Here is a 16,639-nt window from a genome sequence, read left to right as displayed (position 1 = left end):
CCGTGTTGGCGGCGTTAACAGAAAAAAGGGGGCGGATTATTTTCAAGGATAAAGGGGGCTGTCCCTTTTTGGTGGGGTGTGAATCTGGTATGAGTGTGGGTGTGAGAATTGGTGAGAGAATTTCTGATAGCTGTATGTTTTGTTTCGATCTCCGGTTGTGGGTTTTATCCGAATGAATATGAAGTGATAGGTCGTGTTTCGGAAGTAATCGAAATTCCTATACCAAATGATTTTGAAATAATAAATTCATCCAGTAGCTTTTCTCCAGGTGATATGATTCAGGAGTTTGAGATTGAATTTTCTGCCTCAGCGTATGAGGAGCTTTTGAAAAGAATCAACCTCTCAGAATGGATAAAGTGTGAGTCTGGGTACCAATATATCAGGGATCTTTCAGAGAAGTCAGAAGCACATGTGAGTATTGGTAGTGAATGCTGTAGGCTGAGGTATCAATACGGTGAAATATAGGGGGTCAAAGGGGGCGTTATTGGATCCCGTTGATCTAATTGATTATTGATAATGCTTGTTTTCTGTAAATTACCTTTTAAAGGAATCGTTAAGTGATTTGAGGTTAAATGCTTAAATACATTGGTGGGCTTTCGGTCTTAAGTGGTCTGGCTTGGTGTGTGGTAACACTGTTTGGTTATAGGCCTGAGTTTTTGTCGCTTGAGGGCTGGTGTTTCATAAACTTATTCTCTGTTGGCTGTGGCTTAATACTGTATTTTTTGGGTGGTAAAGCAATCAAGGAGCCTTTGAATTCAGAACGGCTTAAGCTCATTGGTTGGTTTGTGTTCGTCATCTCTGTTGTAGCAGGAAATTACATTTTTCAAGCTGGGGCTTTGTAGGTCCACTGCTAAGTAGGGGCTTACGGTCAGAGTCATACTGACAAACAAGGACAGGCTGAATCCTGTGGTGCCATTGCCTTTTATACAATTGGAGCCTGAAAGTGTCTCGAATAGCAAAGCACATAGATCTAATTATTGATCAGAAATTGAAAGGGTTAATGAAGAGTGAGGGTTTCAATAAAAACGGAAGAAACTTCCACTTGAGGTTGGATGCATCAACGCTAGTGCTTAATGTTCAAGCTAGCTCATTTAATGATAATTACGGCGGGAATTTTACCGTTAATCTAGGGGTCTTCTTTCCTGAAATCCACGCAGTGCTTGGTCGTTATTCTATATCTGGAGTACCAAAAGAATCTGACTGTTCACTCAGGAAACGGATAGGTTATTTAATGCCTGGTGGGAAAGATTTTTGGTGGGAGACCAATGTGGATGAGCCTGTTGAAACTATTGGTGAGGATCTCTCTTTTTTTGTACAGAAGTTGGGTTTGCCATGGTTGAAGTCGCATTCAACCATTGAGTTGGCTAGAAGAGAGTTTGCCTTCCAGGCTCCATTCGTAGATGTGGCTGCAGCCATTTGCCTCGGTGAAAAGAGTAGGGCAAGACAAATGCTTGCAGAGATAGTGAGCGGTAATAATCCCTCTGCACCAATTGCAAAGAGAATTGCTGCTTTAAATCATATTGATTTATAAGGAGAGGATTGTAAGTGAAAATAAATTGGGCTCTTTTTTCATTTGCCTGAGATGGGCTGGATTTGTTGTTTAGTTGTTAGGTTTATTTTTTTAGGGGTTTGTACTTTTTTGGTTTGTCAGATTGAGATCTATAGGGCCAGTGAGAAAAGCATAATGATAAAAGAATTAGAGAGTAAGTGGATAACTGGTTTTTGGAGAAGAGTAGGTGGGTTAGTGATAGATGGCCTGCTTGTGGGGTTGGTTGGTTTGGTTCTGGGGCTGTTTTTTGAGGAGTTTTTTGTTCAGATTGGAGCGTGGGGGCGTCTTTTTGGTTTTTCTATGGCGCTTATTTACTTTGGTGTTATGAATAGCTCCATTGCGGGAGGTCAAACGATAGGCAAAAAGGCTTTAAAGATTAGAGTGGTAGATTCCAGTAACTCGCTGATAAGCCTTGAGAAATCTGTTCTGCGTTATGTGATTTTGGCGCTTCCGTTCTTTTTGAATGGTGCTCATTTCTCCAATGAGGTAATGTTTTCATTTCTTAAGTATCCAATTTCGTTGATTATATTTGGTGGTCTTTTTTCAATATTCTATTTGTATGTATTCAATAGAAAAACCCGTCAATCATTGCATGATCTGGTAGTTGGTACCTATGTAGTGAATATAAACTCAGAGCAGCTGAAACCTGGAAAAGTTTGGGGGTTGCATTCCATTATGGTTTCAGTGCTGTTTCTGGTGGCAGGTATCGCTCCGTTTTTCACCACTCAGTTGGCTGAAAGTGAGCCATTCAAGGGAATGATGGCAGCCCATTCATCACTCTTGGAAGATCCAGAAGTTGATAGGGCAGGTATATTTTCTGGATCGTCAACTTTTATGTCGAGCGAAGGAACTAGAACGGCGACATATGTAAGCGGTCAGGTGTACCTGAAGGCCAATGATATTAGAGATTCTGAACTGGCTCGCCGGCTGGCTACGTTAATAATTACCAATTATCCTGAAGCTCGTCAGAAAGATGCAGTACATATTGTATTGACCTATGGTTTTGATATAGGTATTGCCTCCAAGTGGTCTAACTTTTCCTATAATTTCAACCCGAGAGATCTTTAAGGTGCATTGTAGATGAGGTTGGAGTTTCTCTCGAAAACACGAGTAACAGAAGTTTTCGACGCCATTACCTTGAAGGTCAAATGTCACAATACAAGCGAGTAAGAATATGAAAAATACACTCTTTGCCCTAATGATTATCTTTGGAGCCTCACCGTTAATATCCTGGGGGGCGGATCTTAAGTTAGAAAACCTGCTAAAAACCAAGCTGGAAAGCGTGGAAGGCACGGAAGTGATCGTAAGTAAGGTGGAAGTTCCACCAAACACATCACTCCCTAAGCATTGGCACCCTGGAGAGGAGTTTGCCTATGTGATCAGTGGAATTGTGACACTCTGGCAAGAAGGTAAGCCTGAAATTGTTTTTAAGGAAGGGGAGGTTGCCCAAATACCGTACAAGCAAGTTCACACCGCTATCACCGGGTCTGAAGGGGTGAGCCTGCTGATTTTCAGGGTTCACGAACACGGCAAACCAGAGCGTATTAATGTGGAGTGAGATCTGACAAGGGCAGAACCCTTGGAGAATCTATTGAATAATAATGAATGGCGACGATTGGCCAGGTGAATTGACCTCGTAATTGAGTCTTGAATGGAAGAAGTTGAGCGAATCATCAGGGTGGATCACGCAGGAGAGTTTGGAGCTATCAATATTTATCGAGCTCAACTCGCCGTATCTCGAGTGTTTTATCCTGACATTGCAGCGAAGCTTGAGGAGATGCTTGAACACGAAAAAGAGCATTTTAGGATTTTTGATGGAATTCTCAAACGCCGTAATATAAGGCATTGTTATGCGTTGTACTTTTGGGCGTTTGGAGGGGCCGCTCTAGGGGTTCTTACAGCATTGATTGGTCGCAACGCTATTTGGGTATGTACAGACTCGATTGAAACAACAGTTCTACATCATTTGGACTGGCAGCTTGGTTTTCTGGCTGAGAATGATGCTGAAGTACACGACGCGGTACTGAGCATCAAGGTTGATGAGGAAAAACACCAGGAGTTTGGGCAGAACAATGGTGTTAAATTTGCTATTTATAAGCCAATATTTTGAATCGTTCGTCAGTCGACAGAGTTGGCGATATGGTTAAGTACAAAACTGTAGTGTAGGAGGCTGCAATGATTGGCTACATAACACTCGGCACCAATGATCTTGAGCGTGCCAAAGCATTCTACGATACGTTGCTCTCCGAGATGGGAGTTGTGAGGCAGATGGAGTTCGGTGGTCGCGGTTATTGTTGGGCAGCCAGTATGGAACAGCCGATGCTTTGCATATTCAAACCCTATGATGGTCAGCCAGCTACCGTCGGAAACGGTGTGATGGCAGGTATAGCTGTAGATTCCCGCGAGACGGTGGACAGGGTTCACAAGAAGGCACTGGAGCTGGGAGGTACAGATGAAGGTAAGCCTGGTCTGCGGGATGAAGGCGGGGAAGGATTTTATGCCGGTTACTTTCGTGATTTGGACGGCAATAAGCTTGATGTTTTCTGCTACGGCTAAATATAGGTTGCGCCCTCAGAAACAGGCAATAACAGTGAAGGATATCTAACCTGGACTTCAATATAAAGACCCTTCGCTGCGCTCAGGATGACTTGTTGGGGAAGGTATTCTTTAAGGTCACAGAACTTACCAGTCTTTTAGTCAGAGTTTGGAAACGGAATACCAAATTCAATTTTCCTACCAGTGCAAATCATCTTAAATAGATGAATTTCTTGATTCTTTACTTTCGCAAGTAGGGGATTGTCCCATATGGGTGTTCTTAACTAAGTGGAACCTGGTGTTTCCATATGAAAGTTCAAGTATTTAAGAACAGGTATGGACAGATGATCGAAGATGAAAATTATTTAACTAACCGTCTTATTAAGAATGCAGGAATTTCAGAGGGGATGCGTGTCCTGGACTTGGGGTGCGGAAAGGGGGACTTATCATCTATTTTGGCGAAAGCTGTTGGCCCGTGGGGAGAGGTCGTAGGTATAGATCGTAATCGCAATATTCTTGAGATGGCAAAGCACCGTCTGGCAAGTCAAAACCTGTCCAATGTGAACTTTTTGAGCGTTGATCTCTCCGGTCCACTACCGGATATCGGAATGTTTGATGCTATTGTCGGCAGGCGAGTTCTGATGTACCTGTCAAATCCTGGTGATATGTTGAGAAACGTATTAGGTCACCTTAAAAACAGTGGAATCGTCGCATTTCAGGAGGTCGATTCAATGGTTTCGCCAATTCAGGTGTTGCCACACCCTCTGCATGAACAAGTAAATAAGTGGATTTGGGACACACTTGATATGGAGGGAGCAAATCTTAATATGGGGTTTGCACTGCCATCCTTGCTTAAGCAGCTTGGAGTTGTAGTAGATGGGGTCAAGGCTGAGGCCAATGTACAAGGGCCGCAGTCGGAAGCCCCATTAGCTACAGTAGTTCGGGCAATATTACACAGAATCGTCGATCAGAATGTTGCAAGCTATGAAGAGGTTGATGTTCAAACACTAGAAGCCAGGCTTAATAGGGAGTTGTCAGATGGTTCAGTGTTTATAGGCGATATGTCGTTTGCCGTGTGGGGGAGAAAGGTATAAGCAGCTATTGATAGATTTAGCCGGTATACATCAGCGACCAAACTACTTTTTATAGCAGTGCGGTCGCTCCGATAATTCTTGTTAACTAACTCCGCTTTACCAACAACACCTTCATCAAAACCAGCGCGATAAAAGCCGTTATGGATGCGATCGCCAGAATCGGATCCATAGTTTCTATGGCAATAATCTGCCCGTATAGCAGAAATAGCCCGATCACCAATATGGCGGTAGCCAGCTGATGCAGCCAGTACTGTACTTTCGACAGGGTGGAGGTGCAGTTGTTGAGCCAGAGCTTGTGGCACACCGCGTAGATAAACGAGACTACAAAGCCCAGCAGCATGATATGGGCGTGGGTGACCATTTGGCCGTGGTTGTGGGAAGCTGCCATGTAGATACCGAGCACCAGACCGAGAATTGCGTAACCGAAAGCAGTTAATACAAACTTTTTATCCATTGTTATTACTCTGGTTGTAAATGGCTTTGGTTGTAAATAGCTCTTTGCCGAGCCTGATCAGGGGCTGGCAAAGAGCAAGTATAGATCATCGGTAAACCGTTATTTTATTGGTACGTATATATCGGTGAGCAAGTCACATTCATCCACTTCGTGGATAAAGTTCAGGTAGTGAAAGAAGCAGGGAAAGTCCCTTATTTCTTCTCCATTTTCGGGCAGCCACTCGCGGTATACGTGGTAGATACTGTCACTCAGGTTGTCATAGCTGCCGTGGTGTCGAACAACAGCACAGCGGCCACCGGGGATAACGCCTGATTTCACGCCATATTTATTGGACGGCACATCTCCCTCGATAGAGCCACATATGTCCCAGCGAAATTTCTCCGGGTCGGTTGTATTGGGGTCGCTGTAGGGGATGCCAAACGTCCTGCTTGTTTTTACCGGTGATAATCCGGTTTCTTTTCGCCACTCGATAAATTTACCGGCAGTTTCCATTGTCTTTTCTGGTGGCCCAAGGTGCTCTAAAAGCGCAATCTTTGTTGCCTCAAAATTTACGATATTCACTTCCATTTTCTTTTCTCCATAAGGTTGAATCTGGGAATCAAACCGGGAATGCCATTGCGGCCAATTCGGTTCAGCCCTGAACTGGGAAGGGGATTGGTCGAAGGTGCGCCTGAATGCCCGCGCAAAAGCTTCAGGGCTTTCAAAGCCTGCTTCCAGTGCAATATCAATAATGTTTTGATTTTGCTCAAAAGCCAGTCGAAACGATGCTCTTTTCAACCTTGCCAGCTGAATGAATTTCGTAACACTCATCCCGACATAAGCCGTAAATACCCTATGAAAATGATATTTCGAAAATGCGGCTACATTACTCATTACCTCAAGTGTCAGAGTTTCATTGAGGTTCTGGCTGATATATTCGCAGACTCGCGATATACGCTCATCATAGGGATTTGCTGGCTTGTCCTTCATGTCCTGTCCTTCTTGTTTCAGGTGCAAAGTCATCATGCATAAAAAATATCGCTTCAGTCTGACTGAAATTGCTGAATTTGCCTTTTCAAAAACGAGTTTATCGACCGGCAAGGCTTTGCATCAAGGCGGCAATGGTGCTGCCGCCAAGCTGTAAACAAAAGCCCTTTTTTGTTTTTTGCTGTTCAATAAAGTCTTTTTAATCAATAAGTTATGTTCTGTTTGTTGTTTCCCCAACCGTTGTTGGCACAGCCTTTGCAACTACTCGCTGGAATGCAAACACAAGCTAACAGGACAGTTCAATGGATCGTCTGGTTTACGTATCAATGAGTGGTGCAGGAGGCTCAATGGAGTCTCAGGTGATCAACGCCAATAACCTGGCCAATGCGTCAACGCCCGGTTTTCGTGCCGACCTGATCGCCATGACTCAGGTGCGCTCCAGTGGCGACAGCCGTACCTATACCCGACTGGAACCGGCGGGCGTTGATATTCGTCCTGGCCGCATTGAAACCACCAACGGTGATCTGGATATCGCTGTCAATGGCGACGGCTGGCTGGTGATACAAACTCCGGAAGGTGACGAGGGCGTTACGCGTCGAGGAGACCTGCGTGTAGACCCGTTTGGCCTGTTGACCAATGGTGCCGGCGAGCCAGTGATGGGCCAGAACGGCCCGATTGCGCTTCCTCCGTATTCCAGTGTTGAGATTACCAACGACGGTGCAATTTCCATTGTTCCCCAAGGGCAAGACTCCAGCACTGTTGTAGATCGTCTGCGACTGGTGCAGGTGGACGGAAGTCAGTTGCGCAAAGGCTCGGATGGTGTAATCCGTGTGATGGAAGATGGCCAGATGACTAACGATCCAAGTATTCGCGTGATCGCCGGTGCGCTGGAATCCAGCAACGTGAACCCGGTGGAGTCGATGATCAAGATGATCGAAATGTCGCGCGGCTTTGAAAGTCAAACCAAATTAATGCGAATGGCGTCGGACAACGACAAAGCCGCCAGCTCGCTGATGAAAATTGCTTAATTTCGGAGATTAACCCATGAACCAGGCACTGTGGATTTCCAAAACCGGCCTCGATGCCCAGCAGACCAAAATGGCGGCGATCTCCAACAACCTCGCCAATGCCGGCACCACCGCATACAAGCGCAGCCGTGCGGTATTTGAAGAGATGCTTTACCAGAACCTGCGTCAGGTAGGCGCGCAGACCTCGCAGGAGACTGTACTGCCTTCCGGCTTGATGCTCGGCACCGGTGTACGGGTAGTGGCGACCGAAAAAATGTTTGCCCAGGGCAACCTGACCCAGACCCAAAAGCCGCTGGATATTGCCATTGAAGGGCGCGGTTTTTTGCAGGTGACCATGCCTGACGGCACGTTGGCCTACACCCGCGACGGCTCCCTGCAAATGGATGCTTCCGGGCAAATTGTAACCGCCAGCGGTTTTGGCTTGCAGCCGACCCTGATTGTTCCGGCCAATTCCAAATCCGTCACCGTTGGTGCAGATGGGACTGTGTCGGTAGTGACCGAAGACAACCAGTCCACCCAAATCGGCACCCTGACCCTGGCGGACTTCGTAAACCCCGCCGGCCTGCAGCCGATGGGCCAGAACCTGTACGTGGAATCCATCTCCAGTGGCACCCCACAGGTCGGTAACCCCGGCGCTAACGGTATGGGCACCCTGGCGCAGGGTTTTTTGGAAGGTTCTAACGTCAACGTGGTGGAAGAGCTGGTAAGCATGATCGAAACCCAGCGCGCCTACGAGATGAATTCCAAAGCAATTTCGACAGCGGACCAGATGCTGCAGAACCTGACGCAGCAGTTGTGATGAAGGGGAGACGGTGATGCTTTTTTTCAATTGTGTGGTTGCTGGTAGGGATTTGGAGTCGGAAGGTTTGGTTGGTCGCACGTCGCACGTCGCACGTCGCACGCTAACAGCCGTTTTAACTACAGCACTAAAGAAAAGCCTATATTGCGTTTGGCGCTCTGAATTAGCAGATTACATCCGTAAATATTGCGAGCTGCTTGGTTTTAGCGTGCGACGTGCGACGTGCGACGTGCGACCAATCTTTGCCACCACAGGGAAAGCCCTTGCCGCTTTATCCGTCCTCCTGCTAACCGCCTGCGCCGGTCAGGGACAGCAAATGTCCGATCCGTATTTTGATCAGGCGCTCTCCGACGCCTATCTGGCACCCACTGAAACCAACGGTGCAATCTTCCAGGCGGGGTATGAATTGGCGATGTTTCAGGACATCAAGGCGCGCCGGGTAGGGGACACCATCACGGTGTTGCTGAGCGAGCAGACTGACGCGGAAAAGAGCACCAGCACCAGTCTGGATCGCACTTCCAGCACAACACTTACCAATCCGACTGTGCTTGGCAATGTGCCGGGTTTTGGCAGCAGCAATTACAACCTCGGTGTGGATCTGGATTCCCAGCACGACTTTAGTGGCGCCGGTACCAGCAACCAGTCTAACAAGCTCTCTGGCAGTATCACGGTAACAGTGGCACAGGTTTTGCCTAATGGAAACTTAGTGATTGAAGGCGAGAAGTGGATCGAGATCAATCAGGGGCAGGAATTTATTCGCCTGAAGGGCATGGTCCGGCCGGTTGATGTCAACGCCAGCAACACTGTGCTGTCCACCCAGGTGGCAAACGCCCGCATCAGTTATAGCGGCAAAGGCCAGATGGCGGACACCAACCGAATGGGTTGGCTGGCGCGGTTCTTCCTTGGCCCTCTGTGGCCATTCTGATCCCCGCGGGCTGACAGTACGACTAAAAAGTACGACGGAAGAGATTGCGATGAACAACTGGAAACGACCATTGATGATGTTGCTTGCCGGCTGGCTGCTTGCCCAGTCTGCCGCTGCCGAACGCATCAAGGATATTGCCGGTATCGAAGGGGTGCGTAACAACCAGTTGATCGGTTACGGCCTGGTAGTTGGTCTCGACGGCACCGGCGACCAGACCACCCAGACCCAGTTCACCGTACAGAGCTTTAAGAACATGCTGGCCCAGTTGGGCGTGGTAATTCCGCCCGGTGTAACTCCGCAGCTGAAAAATGTTGCCGCCGTTATGGTTCACGCCGACCTGCCGGCTTTTGCCCGTCCCGGTCAGAATATTGATGTAACTGTTTCTTCCATCGGTAACGCCAAAAGCCTGCGCGGCGGCAGCCTGCTGATGACTCCCCTGAAAGGTGCCAACGGCCAAGTGTATGCGATGGCACAGGGCAGCCTGGTAGTGAGTGGCTTTGGTGCTGAAGGCGCCGACGGTTCCCAGGTGAGCGTGAATATCTCCAGTGCCGGTCGCATTCCCAACGGTGCTACCGTTGAGCGCAGCGTGCCGAGCCCGTTCACCAGCGGCAATGAGCTGGTGCTCAACCTGCACCAGCCGGATTTCACCACCGCGCGCCGTTTGGCAGAAACTGTGAACGGAATGTTTGGCCCCGGAGTTGCCAGCCCCATTGATGGCGGTTCCATTAAGGTGCGCACTCCGGTGGATCTGGCCCAGAAAGTGGCATTTGTTTCCGAGCTGGAAAACCTCAATTTTGAACCGGGCAATGCTGCTGCACGCGTAGTGGTAAATGCCCGCACCGGCACCATTGTGATTGGCAGTGAGGTTCATATTCTGCCGGCAGCGGTTGCCCACGGCAGCCTGACCGTCAGCGTGTCGGAAACCCCGGATGTGAGTCAGCCGGAGCCGTTTGCTCGCCGTGGAGAGACTGTAGCGTTTTCCGATTCCGATATTGATATTCAGCAGGAAGAAGCGCGCATGTTTACCATCAAACCCGGCGTGACTCTCGACGAATTGGTGAGTGCCATTAACCGCGTTGGTGCAGCTCCCGGCGACCTGATGGCAATTCTGGAAGCGCTTAAACAAGCTGGCGCACTGCGCGGCGAACTGGTGGTGATCTGATGAATCTGGGTCACTCAACTACTTCCGTTACCGACGGCGCGCTGTTCTCCGATTTCGGCAGCCTCGCCAAGCTGCGCAGTAAGGCCGACAACAATACCGATGCGGCCCTGTCTGAAGTGGCGCAGCAGTTTGAATCATTGTTTGTGCAGATGGTGATGAAATCCATGCGCGAGGCCAGCGAAGCTACTGGCGATGGCGGTCTGTTCAACAGTGAAGAGATGAAATTCCATCAGGGCATGTTTGACCAACAGATGTCCCTGCACCTGTCACAGCAGGGTGGTATTGGTTTGGCGCCAATAATCGAACGCCAGCTGCGCGGACCGGAACCGGTTCAGGGCGGCGAGCTGAAATCCCTGGAACATGACTGGCTGAAAGCGGCACGTAGCAAAGTATTGAGCATGGCCGAGCCTGACCGTACGGCAAAACCTGTGGCGGCCGCTGATTTTTCTTTTGAAGTGACTGAACAAAAAGAGTTCTTACCCGCCAATCAAAAAGAATTTATTCGTGAGCTGTGGCCGCACGCGCAAAAGGCCGGCCTGCAACTGGGCGTTCCCGCTGAAACACTGGTTGCCCAAGCGGCACTGGAAAGCGGTTGGGGGCAGCGAATGATTCGCGGAACCGATGGCGCGGCCAGCTTTAACCTGTTTGGAATTAAGGCACAGGGCAACTGGCAGGGCGACAAGGTTCAGGTATCCACACTGGAATACCGAGACGGCATCGCCCAGCGTGAGCGTGCCAATTTCCGCTCTTACGATTCACTTGCCGGAGCCTTTGACGACTACGTGGCATTTTTGAAAGACCAGCCGCGCTACCAGCAGGCCCTGAACAGTCGCGGAAACAGCGAACAGTTTTTACAGCAACTGCAACAGGCCGGTTACGCCACCGACCCCAACTACGCGGAAAAAATCGGCCGTGTAATGGCCGGTGACGAGTTTGGGGCAGAGGTAGAAAAACTGAAAGCGCGTTCCTACGCGCGAATGATGTAACGAGTATCGGACAAACGTTATGGCAGATATTTTTGGCATTGGTACCTCGGCGTTGCTGTCACTTCAGCAGGCGATCTCGACCACCGGCCACAACATTTCCAACGTAAACACCGAGGGTTACAGCCGTCAGTCGGTGACTTTTGCTACTCGCAATGCACAGGATTTGGGGTCTGGTTACCTCGGCAGTGGTATGGAAGTGCAGAGCATTCGCCGGTCGTACGACGGCTTTCTCGCCGAGCAGGTACTCAACCGCAATTCGTCATACAACTCGCTGGAGAGTTATCACAACCTGGCCGCCCAGCTCGATGGTTTGCTGGGTAATAACACGTCCGGTTTGAGCTCGTCGATGCAGAATTTTTTTGACGCCCTGCAAGGTGTTGCCAACGACCCCACCTCGCTGCCTGCGCGGCAGGTGTTGCTTGGCGAATCGCAAACCATGGTGGATCGGGTTCACTACCTGGATCAGAATTTGCAGGCACTTGAGTCATCTGCCAGTACCAGCATTCAGGCAGCAGTGCAGGAGATTAACGGAATTACTCAGGGCATTGCCGATCTCAACGCTGAAATTGCAGTAGCGACACTGTCCAACCCCGGCAACCCTCCCAATGATTTGCTCGACCAGCGCGATGTACTGGTGAATCACCTGTCGGAAAAAATCGGTGTAAAAACCATTACCCAGGAAGACGGTTCCATCAACGTGCTGGTGGGTAATGGCCAACCGCTGGTGGTGGGTAATCAGGTGCAAATGCTGCAAGCGGTACCCAACAGTTTTATTCCCGCTCGAATGGAAATTGCCTTTGCCGGTTTAACTGACAACGCGATTCTGATTACCGATCAGGTTCGCGGTGGCGAGCTGGAAGGACTGATTAATTTTCGCACCGAAATTCTCGACCAGACCCGCAATGAACTGGGTCGGTTGGTATATGGCTTGACTGAAGTTGTTAACAACCAGCATCAGTTGGGTATTGATTTGAACGGTCAGGTGGGTGGTGAATTTTTTGCACCACTCAGCCCACAGGTACTGGATGGTGTGAACAACAGTGGTACGGCCAATGTTTCCATCACCATTGATGATGCCAGTTCGCTGGACGCCGCCGACTACACCTTGAATTACGACGGTAGCCAATGGGTGCTGCGTAATCATTCAGATAAGAGTGTGCAAACTTTTGCCACCCTGCCGCAGAGCCTGGGCGGTATTACCATCAGCAGCACTGGCATACCGGCAACCGGTGACCGTTTTTATTTGCAGCCACTCAGTACTGCGATCAGCGATTTCGACCTGGTGGTGAACGACGTTAAACAAATTGCTGCCGCAGGTCCATTGCGCGGCAGCAGTGACCTTTCCAATACTGGCAATGCACAAATTACTGACCTGTCGGTAGGGAGCTCGACGGGCATGCCGCTGGCGGGTGATATCACCCTGACTTTTAATCCCAATGCCTTTGGCGCAGGTGTGCCTGGCTGGGATGTAAGCGGCGGTCCGGCTGGCCCGTTGGCCTACGATCCGACCTCCGAGAGTGGCGGCAAAAGTTTTACCCTGAGCGGCTATGGCGATGCCACTTTTAGTGTCTCTGGCGTTCCTGCGGCAGGGGATCGCATTGTTATTTCAAATAACAATGGGGGTATTGGCGATAACAGCAACGCCCTAAAGTTAGCCGGATTGCAGACGACAAAGTTTATGGACGGTGGCAGTGCCTCTGTTGGGGATATGTATGGTCGCACCGTCGCCAAAGTAGGGGTACGCACCAATCAGGCGAAAGTAAATCTCACCACCGAGGAAGGTTTACTTAACAATGCGGTGGAAGCTCAACGCGGTATTTCCGGGGTGAACCTGGATGAAGAGGCGGCCAACCTGATGCGCTATCAGCAGGCTTATCAGGCAGTGGCACAAATCATATCGGCGGCGGATAACATCTTCCAGTCGCTGTTGCAGGCAACGCGCCGTTAGGCACGATTGATTAAGAGACTGAGAATAAAATCATGCGTTTGTCGACTGTACAGATTTACCAGCAGGGTATTAATGCGATCATCGATCAGCAGAATAAACTGACCCGCACCCAATTGCAGATCGCGACCGGGCAGCGCATCAATACCCCGTCCGATGATCCCAGTGGTGCGGTGCGATTGCTGGATATGTCGGAAGAGCTTTCCAAGGTTTCCCAGTACCAGCGTAACAGTGAATTGGCCCAGTCCCAGCTACAAACGGAAGAAGACGCTTTAACTGGTGTAGGTAATGAATTGCAGCGCTTTCGTGAGCTGGTAGTGCAGGCAAATAACGACGTATTGTCCGCTGACCAGCGCGGCAGCATCGCTACCGAATTACGCCAAATCCAGAAACAGGTATTGGCTCTGGCTAACAGCCGAGATGTAAATGGTGACTATTTGTTTGCCGGTTATCAGGTTACCAATACACCATTTTCACTGGCTGGTGGTTCAACAAATTACAGCGGTGATCAAGGCCAGCGTTACGCACAAATTGGTCCTTCTACCCAAGTGCCGATGGGCGACTCCGGCGCAGATGTATTTATGCGAATTTCTGAAGGTAACGGTTTTTTTAAAGCGGATGTAAATCCCGCCAACAGCGGTACCGTGGTAATTGGTTCCACTTCGCGGGACGGTTTGTTTGTGGATGACCAGTACACAGTTGCCTTTAACCAGGCGACACCATCAGATCCCATTACCTATCAGGTAGTTGGTGCTGCCAGCGGTGTGGTGGCCTCCGGGAATTTTATTGAGGGTGACGGGATTTCTTTCAACGGTGCCAGAATTAATCTTACTGGTGTACCGGCCAATGGCGACACTATTGATGTTGCCCCTTCAGGTAACCGCGATATCTTTACGGTAATGGAAAACATTATCACTGCTCTGGAAAACCCGACTTCAACTGCAAGTGAAACGGCTCATTTTCACAATACTGTCAACCGAGGGCTGGAAGGACTGGACTCCACGATTGACCGGGTGTTGGAGGTTCGAGCCAATATCGGTGTGCGCCTGAACAATATCGAGAGCCAGCGCAATATCAACGAGGACTACCAGTTGCAGCTCCAGAATATGGAGTCGTCGCTGAAAGATCTGGATATGGCCACGGCGATCAGTGATTTGAATTTGCAGCAGGTTGCGTTGCAGGCGGCTCAGCAGTCTTATGTGCAGGTGCAAAGACTTTCTTTGTTTCAGATGTTGTAAATATTGGGGTGCGGGATATGGAGAGCGCCTAATACTCTGTGACACGTCGTGAACCCATCCATGGGGACTCGGGGCCAGCATCCATGCTGGCCACGGTCACAGAGTATTAGGCGCTATCCATATCTTCAAGTTACGAGAAATTCTCTGATATCGAATGGGCACAAACTGAGCAAAGTGTCAGGGGGAGCTTTCAAAAACTCTGGCGGCAGGGAAGCCGCCAGAGAGCTACAGGGATGTATGGGAGCCTGCCTGCCCTAGTTGAATACCTCCTGCTAAAGCCATAAAGGTTGAGCCTAAGAAAGCGCCACCCTGCGTTATTCGTCGTTCATTTGGAGTAACCAAATTTCTCTCCTCATGCCTAGTTTGGCACTTTCTTAGTCACAACAGGAAGCATTCAACTAGGGCAAGCAGGCTCGGCTTTTGAAAGGCCACCCTGATACTTTGCGTATTAATTTCTCCAAAGTTGATCCCCAGATCAACCCCATGAAATAAAAAGATTTTCGCAGTTTTCTCCTAGCTAAATTCAGCTCCAATATCAAATTTCCTAAAATTTTTTTCTAAAGGTTCCCAAAGGTTCGTCGCTAAACGGAGTGTCGGAAGCCTTCAGTGAGGTTTTCGGGCGACCATAAAACCACGTGTAACCCCAATACAAAAAAGTGGGGAAACCACAGAGGAACTTGTTATGCCACAGGTAATTAATACCAACATTGCGTCACTGAATACGCAACGCCACCTGAACAGCTCCCAGTCGTCGCAGATGACTTCACTGGAACGTCTGTCTTCTGGTCTGCGTATTAACTCCGCAAAAGACGACGCCGCCGGTCTGGCGATTTCCGAGCGGATGACCTCCCAGGTTCGCGGTTTGAACCAGGCAACCCGTAACGCCAACGACGGTATCTCCCTAGCGCAAACCGCCGAGGGTGCGCTGGGTGAAATCGGTAACAACCTGCAGCGTATTCGTGAATTGGCAGTGCAGTCACGCAACGCAACCAACAGCGCAACCGACCGCGCCGCTCTGAACACCGAAGCGCAAGCGCTGAAAGCAGAAGTTAACCGTATTGCCGACACTACTTCTTTTAACGGTGTAAAACTGCTGGACGGTTCTTTTGCCAACCAGGACTTCCAGGTAGGTGCTAACGTGGGTGACACCATTTCCGTGTCTTCCATCACCGACGCTAATACTAACGCACTGGGTTCAACCACTGCTGTTGAAGTAACCAATACCGTTAGTGCTAACGCCGCTCTCGACGGTACCACCAACAGCGTGACCATCAACACTGTAAACATCGGCGCAATTGCCGACGGTGGCAGTGCTGCTGGTCAGGCTGCTAATGTTGCTGACGCAATCAACGCCGTGTCTGACCAGACTGGTGTTTACGCCGTAGTTGATGGTGCTGACCTGACTATCGCCAGTAACAGCGATGTGACTGTTGGTTTTACCGGTACTGCCGCTGCTGCAAACACTGGTTTGACTGCAGGTGTTAACGCTGCAACTACCCAAGCCGGTTTTGAAAACCTCGACATCAGTACCAGTGCTGGCGCCGATGTGGCGATTAACCAAATGGACAAAGCGCTGGAATCGGTAAACACCGCTCGCGCTGAGTTGGGTGCGGTACAGAGCCGTTTTGATTCGGTAATTGCCAACAACCAGACTACGTCAGAAAACCTGTCTGCTGCTCGTTCACGTATTCAGGATACTGACTTTGCTGCTGAATCTGCTTCGTTGTCTCGCGCACAGGTGCTGCAGCAAGCGGGTACTGCAATGCTGGGTCAGGCTAACCAGCTGCCGCAAAACGTGTTGGGTCTGTTGCGTTAATAGAATACCCACCTCCTGTAATTGTTGTCGCTATACAGACAGCAATCGCAGATTAAAAAGGATGGCTTCTGCCATCCTTTTTTCTTTTTGGATGCCGTAAAAAATAGCTAATAAATAAGTGTGTATTTAAAAATTCTCTATA

17 protein-coding genes are annotated in these 16,639 nt (G+C 49.4%); 15 read left to right on the top strand and 2 right to left on the bottom strand.

The window, feature by feature from the left end:
- Nucleotides 1-111: 111 nt before the first annotated feature.
- The 7 genes from QP938_09180 to QP938_09150 all read left to right on the top strand — a co-directional run bounded on the left by QP938_09180 (nucleotide 112) and on the right by QP938_09150 (nucleotide 5,178).
- Nucleotides 112-465: a hypothetical protein gene (locus tag QP938_09180; protein WIO73470.1), complete on the top strand. Its 354-nt coding sequence runs from the start codon at nucleotides 112-114 to the stop codon at nucleotides 463-465.
- Nucleotides 466-943: 478 nt separating this feature from the next.
- Nucleotides 944-1,531, top strand: coding sequence for a DUF4304 domain-containing protein (locus tag QP938_09175; protein WIO73469.1), 588 nt, complete (start codon nucleotides 944-946; stop codon nucleotides 1,529-1,531).
- Nucleotides 1,532-1,684: 153 nt separating this feature from the next.
- Nucleotides 1,685-2,617: an RDD family protein gene (locus QP938_09170; GenBank protein ID WIO73468.1), complete on the top strand. Its 933-nt coding sequence runs from the start codon at nucleotides 1,685-1,687 to the stop codon at nucleotides 2,615-2,617.
- A 106-nt stretch (nucleotides 2,618-2,723) separates the two neighbouring features.
- Nucleotides 2,724-3,107, top strand: coding sequence for a cupin domain-containing protein (locus QP938_09165; protein WIO73467.1), 384 nt, complete (start codon nucleotides 2,724-2,726; stop codon nucleotides 3,105-3,107).
- Nucleotides 3,108-3,200: 93 nt separating this feature from the next.
- Nucleotides 3,201-3,659, top strand: a complete 459-nt coding sequence (locus tag QP938_09160; protein WIO73466.1) for a demethoxyubiquinone hydroxylase family protein — start codon at nucleotides 3,201-3,203, stop codon at nucleotides 3,657-3,659.
- Nucleotides 3,660-3,724: 65 nt separating this feature from the next.
- Complete coding sequence (locus tag QP938_09155) at nucleotides 3,725-4,105, top strand: VOC family protein (GenBank protein ID WIO73465.1); 381 nt, start codon at nucleotides 3,725-3,727, stop codon at nucleotides 4,103-4,105.
- Nucleotides 4,106-4,392: 287 nt separating this feature from the next.
- Entirely contained in the window at nucleotides 4,393-5,178 is a 786-nt protein-coding gene (locus QP938_09150) for a methyltransferase domain-containing protein (GenBank protein ID WIO73464.1), read from the top strand.
- A gap of 85 nt (nucleotides 5,179-5,263) precedes the next feature.
- On the opposite strand, the gene QP938_09145 is transcribed toward QP938_09150, so the two are convergent.
- Together QP938_09145 and QP938_09140 are read right to left on the bottom strand one after the other, a co-directional pair.
- Nucleotides 5,264-5,632, bottom strand: a complete 369-nt coding sequence (locus QP938_09145; GenBank protein ID WIO73463.1) for a TonB-dependent receptor — start codon at nucleotides 5,630-5,632, stop codon at nucleotides 5,264-5,266.
- 99 nt (nucleotides 5,633-5,731) lie between these two features.
- Nucleotides 5,732-6,601: an AraC family transcriptional regulator gene (locus QP938_09140; protein WIO73462.1), complete on the bottom strand. Its 870-nt coding sequence runs from the start codon at nucleotides 6,599-6,601 to the stop codon at nucleotides 5,732-5,734.
- A 299-nt stretch (nucleotides 6,602-6,900) separates the two neighbouring features.
- Between QP938_09140 and QP938_09135 the strand changes: the two genes are divergently transcribed.
- The 8 genes from QP938_09135 to QP938_09100 all read left to right on the top strand — a co-directional run bounded on the left by QP938_09135 (nucleotide 6,901) and on the right by QP938_09100 (nucleotide 16,497).
- Complete coding sequence (locus tag QP938_09135; protein WIO73461.1) at nucleotides 6,901-7,626, top strand: flagellar basal body rod protein FlgF; 726 nt, start codon at nucleotides 6,901-6,903, stop codon at nucleotides 7,624-7,626.
- Between the two features lie 16 nt (nucleotides 7,627-7,642).
- A complete protein-coding gene (flgG, locus tag QP938_09130) occupies nucleotides 7,643-8,425 on the top strand; it encodes a flagellar basal-body rod protein FlgG (GenBank protein ID WIO73460.1) in 783 nt (260 codons plus the stop codon).
- Nucleotides 8,426-8,741: 316 nt separating this feature from the next.
- On the top strand, nucleotides 8,742-9,350 hold the full coding sequence (locus QP938_09125; GenBank protein WIO73459.1) for a flagellar basal body L-ring protein FlgH: 609 nt from the start codon (nucleotides 8,742-8,744) through the stop codon (nucleotides 9,348-9,350).
- 49 nt (nucleotides 9,351-9,399) lie between these two features.
- Nucleotides 9,400-10,512, top strand: coding sequence for a flagellar basal body P-ring protein FlgI (locus QP938_09120; protein WIO73458.1), 1,113 nt, complete (start codon nucleotides 9,400-9,402; stop codon nucleotides 10,510-10,512).
- The gene (flgJ, locus tag QP938_09115) at nucleotides 10,512-11,498 is read left to right on the top strand and encodes a flagellar assembly peptidoglycan hydrolase FlgJ (protein ID WIO73457.1); all 987 of its coding nucleotides are present in this window, start codon (nucleotides 10,512-10,514) and stop codon (nucleotides 11,496-11,498) included. The genes QP938_09120 and flgJ overlap by 1 nt, the downstream gene beginning before the upstream one ends.
- 19 nt (nucleotides 11,499-11,517) lie before the next feature.
- On the top strand, nucleotides 11,518-13,446 hold the full coding sequence (flgK, locus tag QP938_09110) for a flagellar hook-associated protein FlgK (GenBank protein ID WIO73456.1): 1,929 nt from the start codon (nucleotides 11,518-11,520) through the stop codon (nucleotides 13,444-13,446).
- A gap of 32 nt (nucleotides 13,447-13,478) precedes the next feature.
- A complete protein-coding gene (gene flgL / locus QP938_09105; GenBank protein ID WIO73455.1) occupies nucleotides 13,479-14,681 on the top strand; it encodes a flagellar hook-associated protein FlgL in 1,203 nt (400 codons plus the stop codon).
- A 682-nt stretch (nucleotides 14,682-15,363) separates the two neighbouring features.
- On the top strand, nucleotides 15,364-16,497 hold the full coding sequence (locus QP938_09100; GenBank protein WIO73454.1) for a flagellin: 1,134 nt from the start codon (nucleotides 15,364-15,366) through the stop codon (nucleotides 16,495-16,497).
- Nucleotides 16,498-16,639: the final 142 nt, after the last annotated feature.

Source organism: Porticoccaceae bacterium LTM1 (assembly GCA_030252795.1).
GTDB lineage: Bacteria > Pseudomonadota > Gammaproteobacteria > Pseudomonadales > Porticoccaceae > SCSIO-12696.
This window is presented reverse-complemented; position numbering and strand designations above follow the sequence as displayed.

Bases quoted from the DNA above. Each gene is read 5' to 3' on its own strand.
- flgJ (WIO73457.1), top strand. From the start codon at position 10,512: ATGAATCTGGGTCACTCAACTACTTCCGTTACCGACGGCGCGCTGTTC.
- flgL (WIO73455.1), top strand. From the start codon at position 13,479: ATGCGTTTGTCGACTGTACAGATTTACCAGCAGGGTATTAATGCGATC.
- QP938_09145 (WIO73463.1), bottom strand. From the start codon at position 5,632: ATGGATAAAAAGTTTGTATTAACTGCTTTCGGTTACGCAATTCTCGGT.
- QP938_09125 (WIO73459.1), top strand. From the start codon at position 8,742: ATGTCCGATCCGTATTTTGATCAGGCGCTCTCCGACGCCTATCTGGCA.
- QP938_09165 (WIO73467.1), top strand. From the start codon at position 2,724: ATGAAAAATACACTCTTTGCCCTAATGATTATCTTTGGAGCCTCACCG.
- QP938_09155 (WIO73465.1), top strand. From the start codon at position 3,725: ATGATTGGCTACATAACACTCGGCACCAATGATCTTGAGCGTGCCAAA.
- QP938_09140 (WIO73462.1), bottom strand. From the start codon at position 6,601: ATGAAGGACAAGCCAGCAAATCCCTATGATGAGCGTATATCGCGAGTC.
- QP938_09120 (WIO73458.1), top strand. From the start codon at position 9,400: ATGAACAACTGGAAACGACCATTGATGATGTTGCTTGCCGGCTGGCTG.
- flgG (WIO73460.1), top strand. From the start codon at position 7,643: ATGAACCAGGCACTGTGGATTTCCAAAACCGGCCTCGATGCCCAGCAG.
- flgK (WIO73456.1), top strand. From the start codon at position 11,518: ATGGCAGATATTTTTGGCATTGGTACCTCGGCGTTGCTGTCACTTCAG.
- QP938_09160 (WIO73466.1), top strand. From the start codon at position 3,201: ATGGAAGAAGTTGAGCGAATCATCAGGGTGGATCACGCAGGAGAGTTT.
- QP938_09150 (WIO73464.1), top strand. From the start codon at position 4,393: ATGAAAGTTCAAGTATTTAAGAACAGGTATGGACAGATGATCGAAGAT.
- QP938_09135 (WIO73461.1), top strand. From the start codon at position 6,901: ATGGATCGTCTGGTTTACGTATCAATGAGTGGTGCAGGAGGCTCAATG.
- QP938_09100 (WIO73454.1), top strand. From the start codon at position 15,364: ATGCCACAGGTAATTAATACCAACATTGCGTCACTGAATACGCAACGC.
- QP938_09170 (WIO73468.1), top strand. From the start codon at position 1,685: ATGATAAAAGAATTAGAGAGTAAGTGGATAACTGGTTTTTGGAGAAGA.